Annotated in this window: 11 protein-coding genes and 1 pseudogene; 8 read left to right on the top strand and 4 right to left on the bottom strand. The window is 57.2% G+C overall.

All coding sequences use genetic code 11. From position 1 onward, the window contains the following. Nucleotides 1–68: 68 nt before the first annotated feature. Genes ACIQY3_RS16975 through ACIQY3_RS16960 form a run of 4 tightly spaced genes read right to left on the bottom strand, consistent with a single transcriptional unit; the run spans nucleotide 69 to nucleotide 6,154 of the window. On the bottom strand, nucleotides 69–1,250 hold the full coding sequence (locus ACIQY3_RS16975) for an ATP-binding protein (protein ID WP_403021397.1): 1,182 nt from the start codon (nucleotides 1,248–1,250) through the stop codon (nucleotides 69–71). After that, nucleotides 1,244–1,837 carry a chemotaxis protein CheB gene (locus ACIQY3_RS16970; protein WP_403021395.1) on the bottom strand — a complete coding sequence of 198 codons (594 nt, stop codon included), beginning with the start codon at nucleotides 1,835–1,837 and terminating at the stop codon, nucleotides 1,244–1,246. Before ACIQY3_RS16970 ends, ACIQY3_RS16975 begins: the two co-directional genes overlap by 7 nt. Further along, nucleotides 1,834–2,649 (bottom strand): CheR family methyltransferase, encoded by an 816-nt coding sequence (locus tag ACIQY3_RS16965; protein WP_403021393.1) that lies wholly within the window; start codon nucleotides 2,647–2,649, stop codon nucleotides 1,834–1,836. Before ACIQY3_RS16965 ends, ACIQY3_RS16970 begins: the two co-directional genes overlap by 4 nt. 13 nt (nucleotides 2,650–2,662) lie before the next feature. Next, nucleotides 2,663–6,154, bottom strand: coding sequence for a response regulator (locus ACIQY3_RS16960; protein WP_403021391.1), 3,492 nt, complete (start codon nucleotides 6,152–6,154; stop codon nucleotides 2,663–2,665). A gap of 264 nt (nucleotides 6,155–6,418) precedes the next feature. Between ACIQY3_RS16960 and ACIQY3_RS16955 the strand changes: the two genes are divergently transcribed. The 8 genes and pseudogenes from ACIQY3_RS16955 to ACIQY3_RS16920 form a co-directional block, all read left to right on the top strand. Further along, complete coding sequence (locus ACIQY3_RS16955) at nucleotides 6,419–6,784, top strand: response regulator (RefSeq protein WP_403021388.1); 366 nt, start codon at nucleotides 6,419–6,421, stop codon at nucleotides 6,782–6,784. 293 nt (nucleotides 6,785–7,077) lie between these two features. Then, nucleotides 7,078–10,857 (top strand): hypothetical protein, encoded by a 3,780-nt coding sequence (locus tag ACIQY3_RS16950; protein WP_403021385.1) that lies wholly within the window; start codon nucleotides 7,078–7,080, stop codon nucleotides 10,855–10,857. 92 nt (nucleotides 10,858–10,949) lie between these two features. Further along, nucleotides 10,950–12,266 carry a glycosyltransferase gene (locus tag ACIQY3_RS16945; protein WP_403021383.1) on the top strand — a complete coding sequence of 439 codons (1,317 nt, stop codon included), beginning with the start codon at nucleotides 10,950–10,952 and terminating at the stop codon, nucleotides 12,264–12,266. A gap of 153 nt (nucleotides 12,267–12,419) precedes the next feature. Then, nucleotides 12,420–13,286: a phospholipase gene (locus tag ACIQY3_RS16940; protein WP_403021380.1), complete on the top strand. Its 867-nt coding sequence runs from the start codon at nucleotides 12,420–12,422 to the stop codon at nucleotides 13,284–13,286. A 71-nt stretch (nucleotides 13,287–13,357) separates the two neighbouring features. Beyond that, nucleotides 13,358–14,263: an AraC family transcriptional regulator gene (locus tag ACIQY3_RS16935; RefSeq protein ID WP_163910046.1), complete on the top strand. Its 906-nt coding sequence runs from the start codon at nucleotides 13,358–13,360 to the stop codon at nucleotides 14,261–14,263. Between the two features lie 324 nt (nucleotides 14,264–14,587). Next, complete coding sequence (locus ACIQY3_RS16930; RefSeq protein ID WP_054046217.1) at nucleotides 14,588–15,898, top strand: sugar ABC transporter substrate-binding protein; 1,311 nt, start codon at nucleotides 14,588–14,590, stop codon at nucleotides 15,896–15,898. Between the two features lie 171 nt (nucleotides 15,899–16,069). Next, a complete protein-coding gene (locus ACIQY3_RS16925; protein WP_236708625.1) occupies nucleotides 16,070–16,969 on the top strand; it encodes a carbohydrate ABC transporter permease in 900 nt (299 codons plus the stop codon). Nucleotides 16,970–16,979: 10 nt separating this feature from the next. Then, a pseudogene (locus tag ACIQY3_RS16920) lies at nucleotides 16,980–17,338 on the top strand (carbohydrate ABC transporter permease); the annotation flags it as partial.

Below are 17,338 nucleotides of genomic sequence, written 5' to 3'. Positions count from 1 at the left end.
TTGTTCGGTCAATAGCTGCTGATACGACCGTGGGGTCGCTCAGAGGTTGCGTTTGTCTGGCTGCTTTCCTACAACGGCAGACAAACGCGAAATAAGGCGCCTTCGTTGATTCTGCTCTCGACGACGATGGATCCGCCATGGGCGGCAACGATTTGCTCGGAAATAAACAGACCCAGCCCAAGTCCCGCGACCACGGTCTTGGCTGAAACCCGTTCGAACTGTTGAAAAATACGTTTCTGGTTTTCTTCACTGATGCCAATGCCACGGTCCTGGACCTCGACCCGCGCCTGGCCTTCGTGACTGTACACCCGCACATCGATCGGGCCTTTGCCGCCATAACGCAACGCGTTGGTCAGCAGGTTGGAGATTACTTGCTCGATGCGGAACTCGTCCCACGGCCCTTCTACCGGCGCGTCGGCGCTGAATGTCACCGTGGACTCGGCGGCATCGAACTGCGGCGCGAAGTTCTGCAGCAGGTTGGCCACCAGTTTCACCAGGTCGAAGCGGCTCGGGCGGATCGACAGTTTGCCGGTGCGAATCCGTGACACATCAAGCATGTCTTCGATCAGGCGGATCAGGCTTTTGATCTGGCGTTCATCGCGCTCGACCATGGCGTGCATCTTGTCCAGGGTGAACGCCGCGGCGTTGTCCCGAGCCAGGTGCATCTTGCGCAGCTGGGTTTCGAGAATCAGCCCATTGAGCGGCGTGCGCACTTCGTGGGCGACGATCGACATGAAGTCATCGCGCATACGCACAGCCTGTTCCAGTTCGTTCTGGGTGTTCTGCAGTTTTTTGAGCAGCGCTTCCTGTTCCCGGCGGCTCTGCTCCAGGGCTTCGACCTGTTGCTTCATGGCCTTGCTCTGGCGATACAGGTCGACGAATACGTTGACCTTGCTCTTGACCGCGTGGATATCCAGCGGTTTGTGCAAAAAGTCCACGGCGCCACTTTCGTAGCCTTTGAACGCGTAGTTCAGCTCGCGGCCGGCAGCACTGACAAACACGATCGGGATGTTCTTGGTCTTTTCCGTGCCGCGCATCAGTTCGGCCAGTTCGAAGCCGTTCATGCCTGGCATCTGCACGTCGAGAATGGCCATGGCGAATTCGTGTTGCAGCAACAGCGACAGGGCCTCGTCGGCCGACAGCGCCTTATAGACCATGCGGTCTTCACGCTTGATCAGTGCTTCAAGTGCCAGCAGGTTTTCCGGCAGATCGTCGACGATCAGCAGTTTGGCTTGGATGTTACTCAGCATGCTATTCGTTCCAGCTCGACAAGCAGACGGCCGATGCCGCGTATAGGGAGAATGTGGTCAGGTTGATGCAAGTCCAGCGCCGCCTGGGGCATGGTCGAGACCTGGGCTTCGTCCGGATCCTGCACCACGGTCAGGCCACCACGGTGCTTGACCTGGGCCAACCCGTTGGCGCCATCACGGTTGGCGCCGGTCAGCAGCACGGCGGCCAGCGCCGGCCCGTAGGCGTCGGCGGCGGATTCGAAGAGGAAATCGATAGCTGGCCGCGAATAGTGCACGCGGTCTTCCAGGCTCAACGAGAAACTGCGGTCCTGCTCCACCGAAAGGTGATAACCCGGCGCCGCGAAATACAGGGTTCCGGCCTCGACCAGCGTCTTGTCGACGGCCTCCAGCACCGGCAGCGAAACCCGCCGCGCAAATACTTCGGCCAGTTGGCTGCGGCGTTCGTCCGGCAAATGCAACACCACGATGATCGGCAGCACAAAGCCTTCGCGCAACGGGCTGAGAATGTTCAGCAGCGCCTCGACTCCACCGGCCGAAGCACCGATCACGATAGCCTCTACGGTCGGCAAACCGGCTTCGTTGTTCATGATTTACGGTAGATCCGTTCTTGTTTGACCAAAGGCTCGAACTGTTTGCCGAATGCCGAAAAATCCGGGGTTTCCTTGCTGCCCAACACCAGGAAACCACGATGGCAGAGCGACTCATGGAACAAGCCGAACGCACGATCCTGAAGCTTTTTATTGAAGTAAATCATCACATTGCGACATGAAATTAATTGAGTCTCTGAAAAGACACTGTCGGTCGCCAAGCTGTGATCGGCGAAGGTCACGTTCTCGCACAGGGTCTTGTCGAAAATCGCGTAACCGTACGCCGCCGTGTAGTAGTCGGCAAATGAACGCTGGCCACCGGCCTGCTGGTAGTTAGAAGTGTAGGCGCGGACATTCTCCATGGAGAAAATCCCTTGCTTGGCTTTCTCCAGCGAGCGCGGATTGATGTCGGTGGCGTAGATGATCGTACGATCGAGCAACCCTTCTTCACGCAAAAGGATCGCCATCGAATAGACCTCTTCGCCGGTGCTGCACCCGGCGATCCAGATCTTGATCGACGGATAGGTCTTGAGCAGCGGCACCACTTCCTGCCGGATCGCCAGGAAGTGCGAAGGGTCACGGAACATCTCGCTGACCGGGATCGTCAGCAATTGCAGCAACTGCATGAACGCGGTCGAATCGTGCAGGACCTTCTCCTGCAACGCCGAGATGGTCGCGCACTCGAATTGAGCCAACGCATGTGCGACCCGGCGCTTGATGGACGCGCCGGAGTAGTCACGAAAGTCATAGCTGTATTTGAGGTAGATCGCCTCGATCAGCAGCCGCAATTCGATTTCGGTATTCTTTTCCACTAAGACCTTTCCACTAGATGCGTTCCATCTTCGGCAACCACACACGAATCAGCGAGAACAGGCGATCCAGGTCGATCGGCTTGGCCAGGTAATCGTTGGAACCCGCCGCCAGGCAGCGCTCCTGATCGTCCTTCATGGCCTTGGCCGTCACCGCGATGATCGGCAGCTTGCGCCAGCGCGGATCCTGACGGATCAAGGTCGTGGCCTCGAAACCGTCCATCTCCGGCATCATCACGTCCATCAGCACCAGGTCGATGTCCTCGACTTCATTCAATTTTTCAATCGCTTCACGACCATTACGGCCGATCACCACGACTGCCCCCTTCTGCTCCAGCGCACTGGTCAAGGCGAAGATGTTGCGCACATCGTCGTCCACCAGCAGCACCTTGCGGCCTTCGAAGACCTTGTCGCGACTGCGTGCGGTCTTGAGCATCTTCTGCCGCTCATGGGACAACTGGGATTCGACTTTGTGCAGAAAGAGTGTCACCTCATCCAGCAACCGCTCTGGCGAGCGGGCGCCCTTGATAATGATCGAGCGCGAATACTTGCGCAGCTCGGCCTCTTCGTCCCGAGTAAGATTGCGCCCGGTGTAGACAATCACCGGCGGGAACGAGCAGATGTCTTCGGTGGACATGCGCTTGAGCAGATCGTTACCGAGCATGTCCGGCAACTTCAGATCGATGATCATGCAATCGAAAATCGTCTCGCGCAGTCGGTCCAGGGCTTCCTGGGCGAAACCGACGGCGGTGATCTCAATGTCTTCGTCGCCGATCAGGCGGGCAATGCTGTCGCGCTGCAAGTCATCGTCTTCGACCAGCAGGACCTTCTTGACCTTCTGGGTCAGCTTGGCCTCCAGGCGGGCGAACACGTCCTTGAGCTCTTCGCGGGTGGTCGGCTTGACCGCATAACCGATGGCGCCCATGTGCATCGCGGCTTCGACCCGGTCTTCGACCGAAATCACATGCACCGGGATGTGGCGGGTTTCGGCATGTTCTTTCAGGCGCTGCAACACCGTCAGCCCGGAGTGATCCGGCAGGCGCATGTCCAGCAGAATGGCGTCGGGAATGAACTCCCTGGCCAGGTCATAACCTTCGTCGGCGCCGTGGGCCACCAGGCACTGGTAACCCAGTTCATGGGCGAGGTCGTAGAGGATGTGCGCGAAATTCACCTCATCTTCCACCACCAGGATGCAGCGCGTGGCGAACGGCGCCTTGGCGCGGTCATCGTTGAAACGCGGGATGTCGACTTCAGCAATCAACGGCACCGGAGCGGCCACCGGGACGGCTGGCACGTAGGCCACCGGCGTCGCGCGCATCGGTTCAACCGGCTCATCGCCGGGTTCGACGTACTGCTGCGGCAACACCAGGGTAAACACACTGCCCTGCCCCGGCTCACTGGTGACGCTGATCGAGCCGCCGAGCAAATTCGCCAGGTCCCGGGAAATCGACAGGCCCAACCCCGTGCCGCCATAACGGCGATTGGTGGTGCCGTCGGCCTGGCGGAAGGCTTCGAAGATGCTTTCCTGCTGATCCGGGGCGATGCCGATCCCGGAATCGCGCACGATGAAGGCAATGCCCTCGCCCGGCTGACTGGCCACGGTCAGGCTGACGGAACCTTTTTCGGTGAACTTCACCGCGTTGGACAGCAGGTTCTTGATCACCTGCTCCAGACGCTGGCGGTCGGTGTAGATCATCATCGGCGCGCCAGGCTGCAATTCAATCTGGAAGTCCAGTTTCTTGTCCGTGGCCATTGGCTGGAACATCCCGCGCAAACCGTCCACCAGACGAACGACGCTGGTGTTTTCCGGGCGCATTTCCAGTTTGCCGGCCTCGACTTTGGAAATGTCGAGAATGTCGTTGATCAGGTTGAGCAAGTCATTACCGGCCGAATAGATCGACTCGGCGAACTTGACCTGTTCGGCGGTGAGGTTGTCCTGGGGGTTTTCCGCCAACAACTTGGCCAGGATCAACGAACTGTTCAGCGGCGTGCGCAGTTCGTGGGACATGTTGGCGAGGAATTCGGACTTGTACTTGCTGGAGCGCTGCAATTCTTCGGCGCGGTCTTCCAGTTGGATCTGCACCTGATTGAGCTCGGTGTTCTTCTGGTCCATGGCATCGCGCTGATCGGCGAGGATCTGCGCCTGTTCGGCCAGTTGCTCGTTGGTCTGCTCCAGCTCCACTTGCTGGGTTTCCAGGTGCGCCTGGGATTCCTTGAGAATCCGCGACTGTTCTTCCAGCTCTTCGTTGGCGGTCTTGAGTTCTTCCTGCTGGACCTGGAGCTCTTCGTTGAGCTGTTGGGTTTCGGCCAACACTTCCTGCAAGCGTTGGCGGTAGCGCGCGGCCTCGATCGAGGTGCCGATGTTGCCGGCAATCAGCTCGAGCAATTCGATGTCACGCTCGTCCAGGGTGCGCAGGAAGCCGAGTTCGATCACGCCATTGACCCGATCATCGTCGCTTGTCGGCACCACCAGCACACTGTGCGGCAAGCCTTCGCCCAGGCCGGAGCTGACCTTGAAGTAATCGGCGGGCACGTCATCCAGGCGAATCAACCGGCCCTGCTTCACTGCCTGGCCGATAATCCCTTCGCCGTCGTAGATCGATTGTTCCTGTGCTTCCTGCTCCCGGGACAAACCGTAGGACGCCACGCGCTTGAGGCCGCCATGTTCTTCACGCACATAAATGGCGGCCACGGCGGTGCCCAGGTATTGCGCGCAAAATTGCAGGATGTTGCGCCCCAGCAAGTTGAGGGTCAGTTGTCCCAGCACCTGCTCGGCGAGTTCGGTCTGGCCACTGCGCAGCCAGCCTTGTTTCTCCAGGCGCGCGGCGCTGGCCTGTTGGGCCGCCATGTTGGCGCTGTAGTTCTGCGAAAGATTGAGCAAGTCGCGACGGCCAATGTAGGCCAGCAACGCACTGATACCGGCCACGAACAGCAGATACAGGGTGATGCTCCAGATCGTGGTGCGGCGCACTTCTTCGTTGCGCGTGGTGCGCAACTGCTGCTCCATGTCGATCACATCCTGGAACTGGGCGCGGATTTCATCGGTCAGGCGCTTGCCACGCCCGGCCTTGACTGCGCCACGGTAATCACCGCTGCTGCGCTGCAAATCGATCATCGATTGCGCGTAGGTGGCCCACTCGGCTTGCAGAGCCTGGAGCCGGCGCAAGCGGTCGGTCTGGACCGGGTTGTCAGCGGTCAGTTCGAGCAAGGTATTGAGGGCGACCGCGATTCTCGGCCTGGCCGTTTCGTACGGGTCGAGGAAGTGCTCGTCGCCGCTGAGCAGGAAGCCGCGCATCCCGGTTTCCAAATCCACCGTCAGCTTCACCGCTTCATTGGCGTTATTGATCACCCGGTCGGTGTGCTCCACCCACTGGATGACCGACAACAGGTACGTGATCAGCGCTACAAAGAAAACGGCGCTGATTGCACCTACGCCAAGCGGCAAACTGACGTTGCGGCTCAGGAGTTTACGGAAGCGTTGCTCGTCAACCGAAGACGCAGAGGTCATGGGGAAGGCCTTGTCGAACTGTTGAAAACCAAGGAGTTTGCCCCAAAACCGCTCCATTGATCTAATTTTCTGACTGCTTTGTTAGCAAAATCCAGCAATTAACTGCTCTTGATCAATGCCGCGCGTTATCCTTGCCTATTGTTGTACAACGATTGTTTTTTGTATCGGGTCGGGAACTTGTCGGGGTCTTGCATTTACTCAAGCAAGAGACCGGCGATTTCGATCGACCGCCGACCCGTAAATCCACCATTGAGAGCCCCTACTATGTACTCCAACGCGTCCATCATTCTTGTCGTCGAAGACGATGCCATCGTGCGCATGCTGATCGTCGATGTGCTGGAGGAGCTTGAATTCAAGGTTCTCGAAGCAGATGGCAGCGAGCAAGCCCTGGAGTTTCTCAATGACGAAGACCAGTACATCGACCTGATGATGACCGACGTCGGCCTGCCGGTGATGGATGGCCGTGAACTGGCGACCCAGGCGCGGATGCTGCGTCCGGAATTGCCGATCCTGTTTGCCAGCGGCTACGCCGAAAGCATCGACGTGCCGGCGGGCATGCAGGTGATTGGCAAACCGTTCTCGATCGATCAGTTGCGCGAGAAAGTATCCGGGATACTGTCCGCCCGCTGAGTTATTGCTCGACACTTTTTCAATGGCTCTTGTTTGCGCGCAAACAAGAGCCATTTTTATTTAACACGCCGACCCTTCCCCAGATAAACACAGCTGAAATAACTGGTTCAAATAACTATCTGGCCATCCGCACTCATTCAAACTAAGTTGCGTCTCGGCACTACTCATCGCCTCTGCATTCTTTTCAATAACGAGTGCGTAGCCGATATATAGCCAGACGAAACAGGCACCTTCTATTTTTTAAATAGAGCACCCGCCTGCCTGCAACTTCCTAAACTTTGAATGGATTCAAGATGAACAACACAAGTAACCGCATAATCGCCGATCGATACCTTTCGCGACCCTCCAGCAACTTCGACAACTTTGTCGACCCAACAAGCAGCGATGACAGTGAGCGACTGGAGGTCAGCCTCAGATTGAAAAAAATGTTGGCTGAAGACAGCACAGGATTCGCCCCCAACTGGACAATGCCGCTTATTTCTCTGGAACGCGATTCAAGCCTTGAAAGCTCGATGGTGCCCGGTATCGAGCTGTTAAAGCGAATGATCAGGAAAGATGCATTTCAACGAATACTGAACAGACTCCGGTTATCCGAAGACGCAGTGTTTCAAGTTGCAGATAACGGCCGCATCACCGCATTGGCCGCAAACCTCACCTACGACCTGACCAGCCGCACTAAAACTGACCCCGAACTGGACGATGACCTGAAAACCCTCACAGAAGTGGCGGCGGCGCTGGGTGGCGCAGTGTCGCTCGACGACCAGGTCAGCCTGGCGCAATGGCTCAGATTCCACGAGCATGCCATCCCGAAAACAGACGAGGAAACCCGACGTCTCATTACGTTGCTGGAATTGCGCCTGCCGAAAAGTCCACCACTGGGTAACTATTGGGAGTTGCTCTCGGCAGCCCCCGACAGCCCGATCAGCCTTGACGACACCCAGCGCCGCCAAATCAGAGCGTTGAGCAACCGTTACACTCGGGGGCAAGGGAAGTTACTGGATCATCTGTCGCAAGTTGCCTTGGGGGGGCGCATCACGACCCTCAACCGATCCGACGCCGATGAATACCTGCAGACACTCGCGTCCCACTTCCTCGCGGCCTCGTGGGCCAAAGGCTATATCAAGGAACTTGAGTGGTATGGCGCATCAAGCGATGAGCCGTTATCCGATGAGTATCGGCAGCAAGTTATGCTTACAGCGGTGCTCTTGGACTTGCACCCGTCCATTGGCGAAGAAGAACCTCGCAATCATGTCGCCGGGTTTAATCTCTATGCCACTGAGCATGTTGAACACTCTTTCGTTGCCGTTCGGACAGCGCTGGAAAGTCATCTGGTTGCCAAGGCAGGCGTTAGCGAACAGATCGCGCCTCTCGCGGCCCATTTACTGTTAGCCTACGCCGCGCCTGAATTCCTGGTCAAAGAACTGCCCCCGACTCTGCTGCTGGGCACACCGCCGTGGGTTGAGTTTTGCCGGTCCGTAGCGATGGTGGAATTCAACGCGCCGGGCTCTTCGCGCCTGATGACGTATGCACAAATCAAAGAACTGGCAGCGATTGACTGGACCGATGAATCACTGACAACGCTCAGCAACTTGCTCGCCGTCGATCCCCTGCTCGATTGGGCTCTGCTCAACGGCATTATCACACTGGCCGACGTGCAGAACAGCCACACCTCTGCAATCGGCACCGCGACTTCCGCTTATGAAAAGCACCTTGGACTCTTGGCCGACATTCAAACCAAATTGTCGAAAAAATTCCCCACACGACGGGATATCGCATTAAGGCTACTGAAAGTTACGGCCCCTGATTGCGATTATGTTGAAGATGAAATTCTCCGCAAAAAGATAATACATGCCCCCCGCCCGGGCTTTGCGACATCAGAACCGATGTCGTTGGTAGAGCTACTGATGTCCAATGAGCTCGGCGCTCGCGAATGGGATCTTGTGAACAAGGGCAGCGTCTATGACGTTTATCCGTTTATCAATAATGAAACCTACCGCTTGAAACCCGAGTTCAATCGTTTGTTCAATCAGGTTCATACCCAGTTTTCAGAAGCCACGAGCAGCAGTTTCAAACTGGCTTTTACACATTTGCCACCGCTGGACCGCAAGCGACTGTTACAAGGACAGGTAACGTTATTCACCCTCCGACCATCCGTAGCGATCATCCCCGCGCCAGAAATTAAATTCGCATTCAATCCACTTCAGTTAGTGGTTAACACCTCCCTCCAGCTTGCAGAACTGGGTTACAAGGAAAGGCAAGCCGACAAAGATGCCGCCACCGGACGTTATGGCGTAGTGATCTGTGCTGATTTCGAGGATAAGTTGTATTGTTACGAGCTGTTTACACTGCACGGCGTCTGCCGCGAGAACCCGGAGCTCGCCGAACTGATCCGCCGTAACGGCTTGTTGAATCAGGCCCCGCGCACGGATTTCTCTGAAAGTGTAAACCGCTACGGCCCGCCCTCTCGAAACTATCATTTGCCGACTGATATTGAGTGCTACACCCACGGTGTAAACCCCGGCATCAAATCCGCCAGCATTGGTGTCATTGAAAAGCTCGCCGTTCTTCCAGTAGCCGCTACACACTCAACCCGGCAACCCCGCAGTTATTACCATAGCTTTTACGATGGCGAGTTCGACGAACTAACAGCATTCATTCAAAAGCACCGTCCCATTGCGACCTATGACGAGCTATTTAAAGAGTGCTGGGGACAGACCAAACTGGAGAGGTTGCGGGCCGAGTACGATGGCGTTGTCGACACAGTGCTCAACATCATTGTTCCATTCAAGTCATGCATCCAAGACATCCTTTCGGACGATCCCGATCGCCGGGTAGAGGGTTGGGCGTCGTGCACTATTGAAGCGGCCATGACACTTCTGTTGGTCGTCGGCGCGGTCGCCAAGGTTGTAAGCATTGCCGCCAAAACGGCGTCCGTCGCTGCAAAGGCAGCCAGCATGGCGAGAGTGGGTGTCGGTTTGTTCAACAGCGTGTTCAACCCACTGGACGGCATACCCACCTTGGTGCGCAAGGGCGTGAAAGTATTGAAACTCAGGAAACTGGGCGCCAACGTTCTGGAAAACGCCACATTCCAACTGCGCAAGCTGACCGGCGGCGCGCAATCCTATGATTTGGTCAAGGCCGCCAATCGTGTGGACACCGGCCTGGGAACCTGGCGTCCATTGGTGTCGTCGTCGGACTCGCTCATCGTCTTGGCCACACGCCAGAACAACCACTGGTACGCGTTGAATCGTCAGGGCCAGGCCATTGGACCAAAGTTGAAAAACTTTGACTTCCTGAACGTGATTCGCTTGCCCGGTTTACACAAACTCATGCCAGCGATCTACACACGCAAGTTACTGAAGGACGCATTGCCGGTTGCCCGGGGAAAAGTGGATGACGCCATTAAAGTAATGACCAACAGCGCATCGGAATATGATTCGGGTTTAGTACTGAAGCTGCTCATGGGAGACAACTCCCCCGAGGCTCGAAAAAAACTTCTGGAAGCCCTGCGAGATGTCAGGAATGACTTGGCGAAGATTACCCCCGACAACTTCTTAATCGATACCAAGACGCAGACAGGCGCCTTGGCTTCGCTTAACCCACAGGAGTACAAAAAGTGGAGAACAGCAAACAAGGCTGATGGCCCTCAAACAAAATTCATGCGGATTTACGCGGACAATTTCAATCGGCAATTTCGCAAGGAGGGATTCAGTCTGGATGTGGCCTCCGATGACCTGATCCATGAAGTGTTCCACGGCGCCCCCAATACGCTTGACCACGCTTATGCCAATGTGTCCCTGTCAGGCCGCATCGATAACCTGCAACGCCTGGATGTGACGCCACTGATGAACCTCGCCTCGGGTCATCTCCGCGACAACAATTTTCAGTTGCTCAGTAAAACGTTGGCGTTTGACAACGCAGATTCATTTGCCATGACCACCTCCCTGCTGAGCCAATCTTCACGCGACAATCTTATATTCCTGGAAAACATCACAACCCTGCAGAAGGCCACTGACAGAAGCCGCGGAGGATATATCGGCTGGGAGGTAGCACTGAGTTTTAATCCGGTTTGATCGATAACCTGCCTGCCGGGCACCTGTGCGCAGGGCTGTGGTTTAATTGCGCTCTTTTTTCCACCGCCCTGCGCCCTCCTCAGGAATGCCCCATGAGTCTGCCCCCCATCAAAGTCCTGGTCATTGGTTACGTCTGGCCCGAACCCCGGTCTTCGGCGGCCAGTGGGCATGTGATGCAGATTCTCGAGACGTTTCTGCAGGAAGGCTGGGACATTACGTTCAGCAGCCCGGCGGGTGTCGGCGAACACAAGGCCGACCTCGCCGCGCTGGGCATTCGTGAATGCCCGATCGAGTTAAATAACAGCAGCTTCGACGCCTTTATCAGCGAATTGGCCCCGGATATCGTGCTGTTCGATCAGTTCATGATGGAGGAACAGTTCGGCTGGCGCGTGGAGAAGCACTGCCCCGATGCGTTGCGAGTGCTGGAGACATCCGACTTGCAAAGCCTGCGGCACGCCCGGCACCAGCGGCTCAAGGACCGCTTGAAGGCCAGCGCCGACGAAAACGACTTCAGCGAACTGTTTGCCCCGGCCTTGCGCGAGGAATTCGAGTTGATGGCCGGCACTGACCTGGCCAAGCGCGAGATTGCCGCGTTGTATCGCTGCGATTTGAGCCTGATGATTTCGCCGGTGGAAATCGAGTTGCTGGTCGAGCAGTTCAAACTGCCTCGGGACTTGCTGCACTGGTGCCCGTTGATGCCCGACCTGCCGACGACGGCCCACACTTCGTTTGAGGAGCGTGCGCACTTTCTCAGCATCGGCAACTTCCGCCACGCGCCGAACTGGGACGCGGTGCTCTGGATGAAAACCTCGGTGTGGCCGTTGATCCGTCAACAACTGCCCGGCGCGCAACTGCACCTTTATGGCGCCTACACCCCGCCCAAAGCCACGGCGCTGAACAATCCGGCCCAGGGTTTTCACATCATGAACTGGGCCGAAGATGCGTTGCAGGTGATGTCAGCCGCGCGCATCTGCCTGGCGCCGCTGCGGTTTGGCGCGGGGATCAAGGGCAAAATCGTGGATGCCATGCTGTGTGGCACGCCAACGGTAACCACGCCGATCGGTGCGGAGGGCATGAGTGACGGGCTGCCATGGCCGGGCATTATTGGCGAGTCGGCTGAAGCGCTCGCCGCCGCAGCGGTCGCGCTGTATCAGGACAAGGCGTTGTGGACCCAGGCGCAACAACATGGCGACCAATTGCTCGCGGCCCAATACCGCCAATCAGAGCACGGCCCTGCCCTTATTCAGCGCTTGCAGGCCTGTCGCTATAACCTGGCCGAACGGCGCCGAGACAACTTCACCGGCGCCATGCTTCGCCATCATGCGCATAAGAGTACGCAGTACATGGCGCAGTGGATTGAGGCGAAAAATCGCCACGCCGAGTCATCCGTTTCTGATTCTCGCGGGTGATTTTTTACTTGAACTAGCTGGCCTAACGCTATGTTTATGTCGATGTTTCCGTGCATTGATAAATCCCTTATCGGGCTCTAGGCTTTGCTCACGATTCAATCAAACCTCGCTCCCACGGATGGGGAGCCGAGCCACAGGCAGGAGCCTTGCAATATGTCCAACAGCCCCACTTCCAATGTCGATACACAACGCTGGATGAGCAAAGTCCCCGACATCGACCGCTTGAAACTCACCGATCTCATTTGGCCCGGCACCCACAACTCGGGCATGGACAAGAAAGCCCGCAACTACGAGGTGGTCCTGGGCAACTGGACCACCTGCCAGAACGATTCGTTTGCCTGGCAACTGGCCAACGGGGCCCGCGCCTTCGATCTTCGCCTGGGTTACCGCGCGGGTTCGCCTCAAGGAACGTTCTACTTCCATCACAACGGTTACCAATCCCTGCGAGTGCTGGGTGAACTGATCGACGCGGTCAATGACTTTCTGGATCGCAATCCGGATGAGTTCATCATTCTCGACTTTCACCAGTTGCGCGACGGTAACCAGCACTTCGATTTCGGCCAGTTCAACGATTTGCTGACCCGATCTCTCGGCGCACGAGCCATCTCCCCCGGGGACGAAGACAAAACCGTTGGCGAGCTCAAGGCAGCGAGCAGTAAAAAACGCGTGGTTATGGCTGCCAGTGGTTCCGTGGAGCTGGACATGGAGGTGTTCTGGATCCGCATCCCCCATCACTGGAGCGGCACCCGACTGACCAATGTCAGCGAGTTGCGTTCGCACATCGTGAGTACCCTGGACACGCCGCGCCGCGACGACTACTTCTGGTCACTGACCGCCACCAGCTACTCGTTCCTCGGCGGGCCCGTGGACATCAAGCAGTACATCAATGAGTGGTTTCATTCATCGCGGGATTGGGTGACCCGCTGCGGCATCATCAGTACCGACTTTTTCGATGAATCCGAGATCGTCGGTTATTGCTGGGTGGCCAATAGCATGAAGGCGGCTCCCAGGGTGGCTTGAGTCGAGACGCTGGCGCTTTCGGCCGCGAAAGAGGCATCATCAAGAAGCAAAAACAATAACAGTGCGGTGCCATGAGCCGATCAGCCAGAATTACCGATCCGTCCTACGAGTTGATGGACGACCACAACGGGTTGTCCATCATCTATCGCCAGCATGGTTTTCCGTGCCCGCTGGTGCGCTGGCATTTCCACAAGGAATACGAACTGCACCTGATCGTGGCCAGTTCCGGCAAGGTATTCATTGGCGACTACATCGGCAACTTCTACCCGGAGTCCCTGTTCCTCACCGGCCCCAACCTGCCCCACAACTGGATCAGCCAGGTGGCCGAGGACGAAGTGGTACCCAAGCGCGACATGCTGGTCAACTTCACCGACGAGCTGTTCGACAGCGGCCATCTGGTATTTGCCGAACTCAAGACCCTCACACCGCTATTGGAACGCGCGAAGTACGGCATCGAGTTCCGCTGCAAGCGCACCATCCGCCAGGCCATGACCCTGATGCAGCGCATCGCCGACACCAAAGGTGTGACCCGGCTCGGGCATTTCTTCATTTTGCTGGAGTTGCTGGCGGCGTCCGATGATTTCCAGTTGCTGTCCGGTGCAACGACGGGACAACTGGCGGATGAGCACAACGTTGACCGCACCAACCGGGCGGTGGATTACATCTTTGCCCATTACGCCCGGGAACTGCCCCTGGAAGAAGTCGCCGAGCACCTGGGCATGAAGCCGACGTATTTCAGCCGGGTGTTCAAGCAGGCTACCGGGCGCTGCTTTATCGAATTCGTTAATCGCCTGCGGATCAGCAAATCCTGCGAACTGCTGGCCGATGGCGACAAACCCGTGACCGATGTGTGTTTTGAGTCGGGCTTCAACAATATTTCCAACTTCAACCGGCGCTTTCAGCAACTCAAAGGGATGACGCCGTCACATTATCGGCGGTTGGCAGTGCAACGGTTGACCGAACAAAACCTCGGTTAAAGACAAATCAAGATCAAAAGATCGCAGCCTTCGGCAGCGCCTACAGGGATCGTATTTCTCTGCAGGCGCTGCCGAAGGCTGCGATCTTTTGATTTTGACTCTTTAAAACCAATACGGATTCCATACCGGCCAATCGCCAGACAACCGTCCCATACGCCTCTCCTTCCAAACCCCAGTGCAAAAAAGTATCGATTCAAGTGTTACGGATGATTTGTCACATCCTCAATTGAAGGCTGTAATCAGTGCACATTCTTCCTGCCGTCGGAAGACACAAAAACAATAACCGTCCTTCTGTCCCTGCTGGGTTCAGAAAAGGAGTGCACGATGCAACCTTCTGTAAAAGCTCTGCTTGCCCTCACCTGCATGACCCTCAGCAGCGTCAGCCTCGGCGCTCAGACCCTGACCATCGCCACCGTCAACAACAGCGACATGATTCGCATGCAAAAGCTCTCGAAAACTTTCGAGACCGAGCATCCGGACATCAAGCTCAATTGGGTGGTGCTCGAAGAAAACGTCCTGCGCCAACGCCTGACCACCGACATTGCCACACAGGGCGGACAGTTCGATGTGCTGACCATCGGCATGTACGAAGCTGCACTCTGGGGCGGCAAAGGCTGGCTGGAACCGATGAAGGACTTGCCGGCCAGCTACGCCCTCGACGACGTGTTCCCGTCGGTGCGTGAAGGTCTGTCGGTCAAGGGTTCCCTGTACGCCCTGCCGTTCTACGCCGAAAGCTCGATCACCTATTACCGCACTGACCTGTTCAAGGACGCCGGGCTGACCATGCCGGAACATCCGACCTGGACCCAGATCAGCGAGTTCGCCAGCAAACTCACCAATAAGGATAAAGAACAGTACGGCATCTGCTTGCGTGGCAAGGCCGGTTGGGGCGAGAACATGGCGCTGATCACCACCGTCGCCAACTCCTTCGGCGCACGCTGGTTCGATGAAAAGTGGCAACCGGAATTCAACGGCCCCGAGTGGAAAAACGCCCTGAACTTCTACGTCAAGACCATGAAGGATTCAGGCCCACCGGGCGCCTCCAGCAACGGTTTCAACGAAAACCTGGCGCTGTTCAACAGCGGCAAGTGCGCGATCTGGGTCGATGCCAGCGTCGCCGGTTCGTTCGTGACCGACAAGACTCAAAGTAAGGTCAGCGAGCACGTCGGTTTCACCTACGCACCGCACGAAACCACCGACAAGGGCTCGGCCTGGTTGTATTCATGGGCGCTGGCGATTCCGACCAGTTCCAAGGCCAAGGACGCGGCGAAAACCTTCAGTGCCTGGGCCACTTCCAAGGAATACGGCGCACTGGTTGCCGAGAAAGACGGCATCGCCAACGTGCCGCCAGGCACCCGGGCCTCGACCTACAGCGACGCTTACATGAAAGCCGCGCCGTTCGCCAAAGTGACCCTCGAGTCGCTGAAAGCCGCCGACCCGAGCAAGCCGAGCATCAAGCCTGTGCCTTATATCGGCATCCAGCTGGTGACCATTCCTGAATTCCAGGGCATCGGTACCCAGGTCGGCAAGTCGTTCTCGGCAGCGCTGATCGGCCAGACCACGGTCGACCAGGCCCTGGCCGCCGCCCAGCAAACCACCGAACGTGAGATGAAGCGCGCCGGTTATCCCAAGTAACCCCGCAACCAATGTGGGAGCGGGCTTGCTCGCGAAAGCGGTGTTCCAACCGCCGAAGATGCATCGGATGTACCGGCCTCTTCGCGAGCAAGCCCGCTCCCACACTGGATCTTCACCTGCCTGTTCCCAATCGGTTCTTTCGCCATGAATATTTCAACTGCCAAAGCTCAAATGGACATCCCCCAACCGGTGCGTAAAAGCCGGTTGTCCAATCCCGGCTGGTTTCTGGTCAGTCCTTCGGTAGCGATGTTGCTGCTTTGGATGATCGTGCCGCTGGGCATGACCCTCTACTTCTCGGTGATCCGCTACAACCTGCTCAACCCCGGTGAGAACGAGTTCGTGGGGCTGGAGAACTTCACCTATTTCCTGACCGACTCGGGCTTCCTGCCCGGCGCCACCAACACTTTGCTGCTAGTGGGCAGCGTGCTGCTGATCAGCGTGGTGTTCGGCGTGTTGATCAGCGCATTGCTGGAGGCCAGTGAGTTTCTCGGTCGCGGCATTGTGCGGGTCATGTTGATCTCGCCGTTCTTCATCATGCCCACCGTCGGTGCGCTGATCTGGAAGAACCTGATTTTCCATCCGGTGTCGGGGATTCTCGCCTACGTCTGGAAACTGTTCGGCGCGCAGCCGGTGGACTGGCTGGCGCACTACCCGCTGCTGTCGATCATCATCATTGTGTCCTGGCAATGGCTGCCCTTCGCGATCCTGATCCTGATGACCGCCATGCAGTCCCTCGACCAGGAACAGAAAGAAGCCGCGCGCCTCGACGGTGCCGGCCCGGTCGCGATCTTCTGGCACCTGACCTTGCCGCACCTGGCACGGCCGATTGCGGTGGTGGTGATGATCGAAACGATTTTCCTGCTCTCGGTGTTCGCCGAAATCTTCACCACCACCAACGGTGGCCCCGGCTATGCGTCGACCAACCTCGCCTACCTGATCTACAACCAGGCGCTGGTGCAGTTCGATGTCGGCATGGCGTCCGCCGGCGGTTTGATCGCGGTGGTGATTGCCAACGTCGCGGCCATCGTGCTGGTGCGGATGATCGGCAAAAACCTGACAGACAAAGCCTGAGGCCTGCGCCATGACTCTTCAACAATCCCGCCGTCTGCAAAGCCTGCTGCTCGGCACCCTGGCCTGGGCCATCGCGATCCTGATCTTCTTCCCGATCTTCTGGATGGTGTTGACCAGTTTCAAAACCGAAATCGATGCGTTCGCCACACCGCCGCAGTTCATCTTCACGCCGACGCTGGAGAACTACCTGCACATCAACGAGCGCAGCGACTACTTCAGCTTCGCCTGGAACTCGGTGGTGATTTCCTTCAGCGCCACGGCCCTTTGCCTGCTGATTGCGGTGCCGGCGGCCTACTCGATGGCGTTCTACGAAACCAAGCGCACCAAAGGCACGCTGCTGTGGATGCTCTCCACCAAGATGCTGCCGCC

The sequence above is a fragment of the Pseudomonas sp. NPDC096950 genome (assembly GCF_044762525.1).
In the GTDB taxonomy this organism is placed as follows: Bacteria; Pseudomonadota; Gammaproteobacteria; order Pseudomonadales; family Pseudomonadaceae; genus Aquipseudomonas.
The sequence above is the reverse complement of the archived record's forward strand: the minus strand, read 5'-3'. Positions and strand labels throughout refer to the sequence as shown.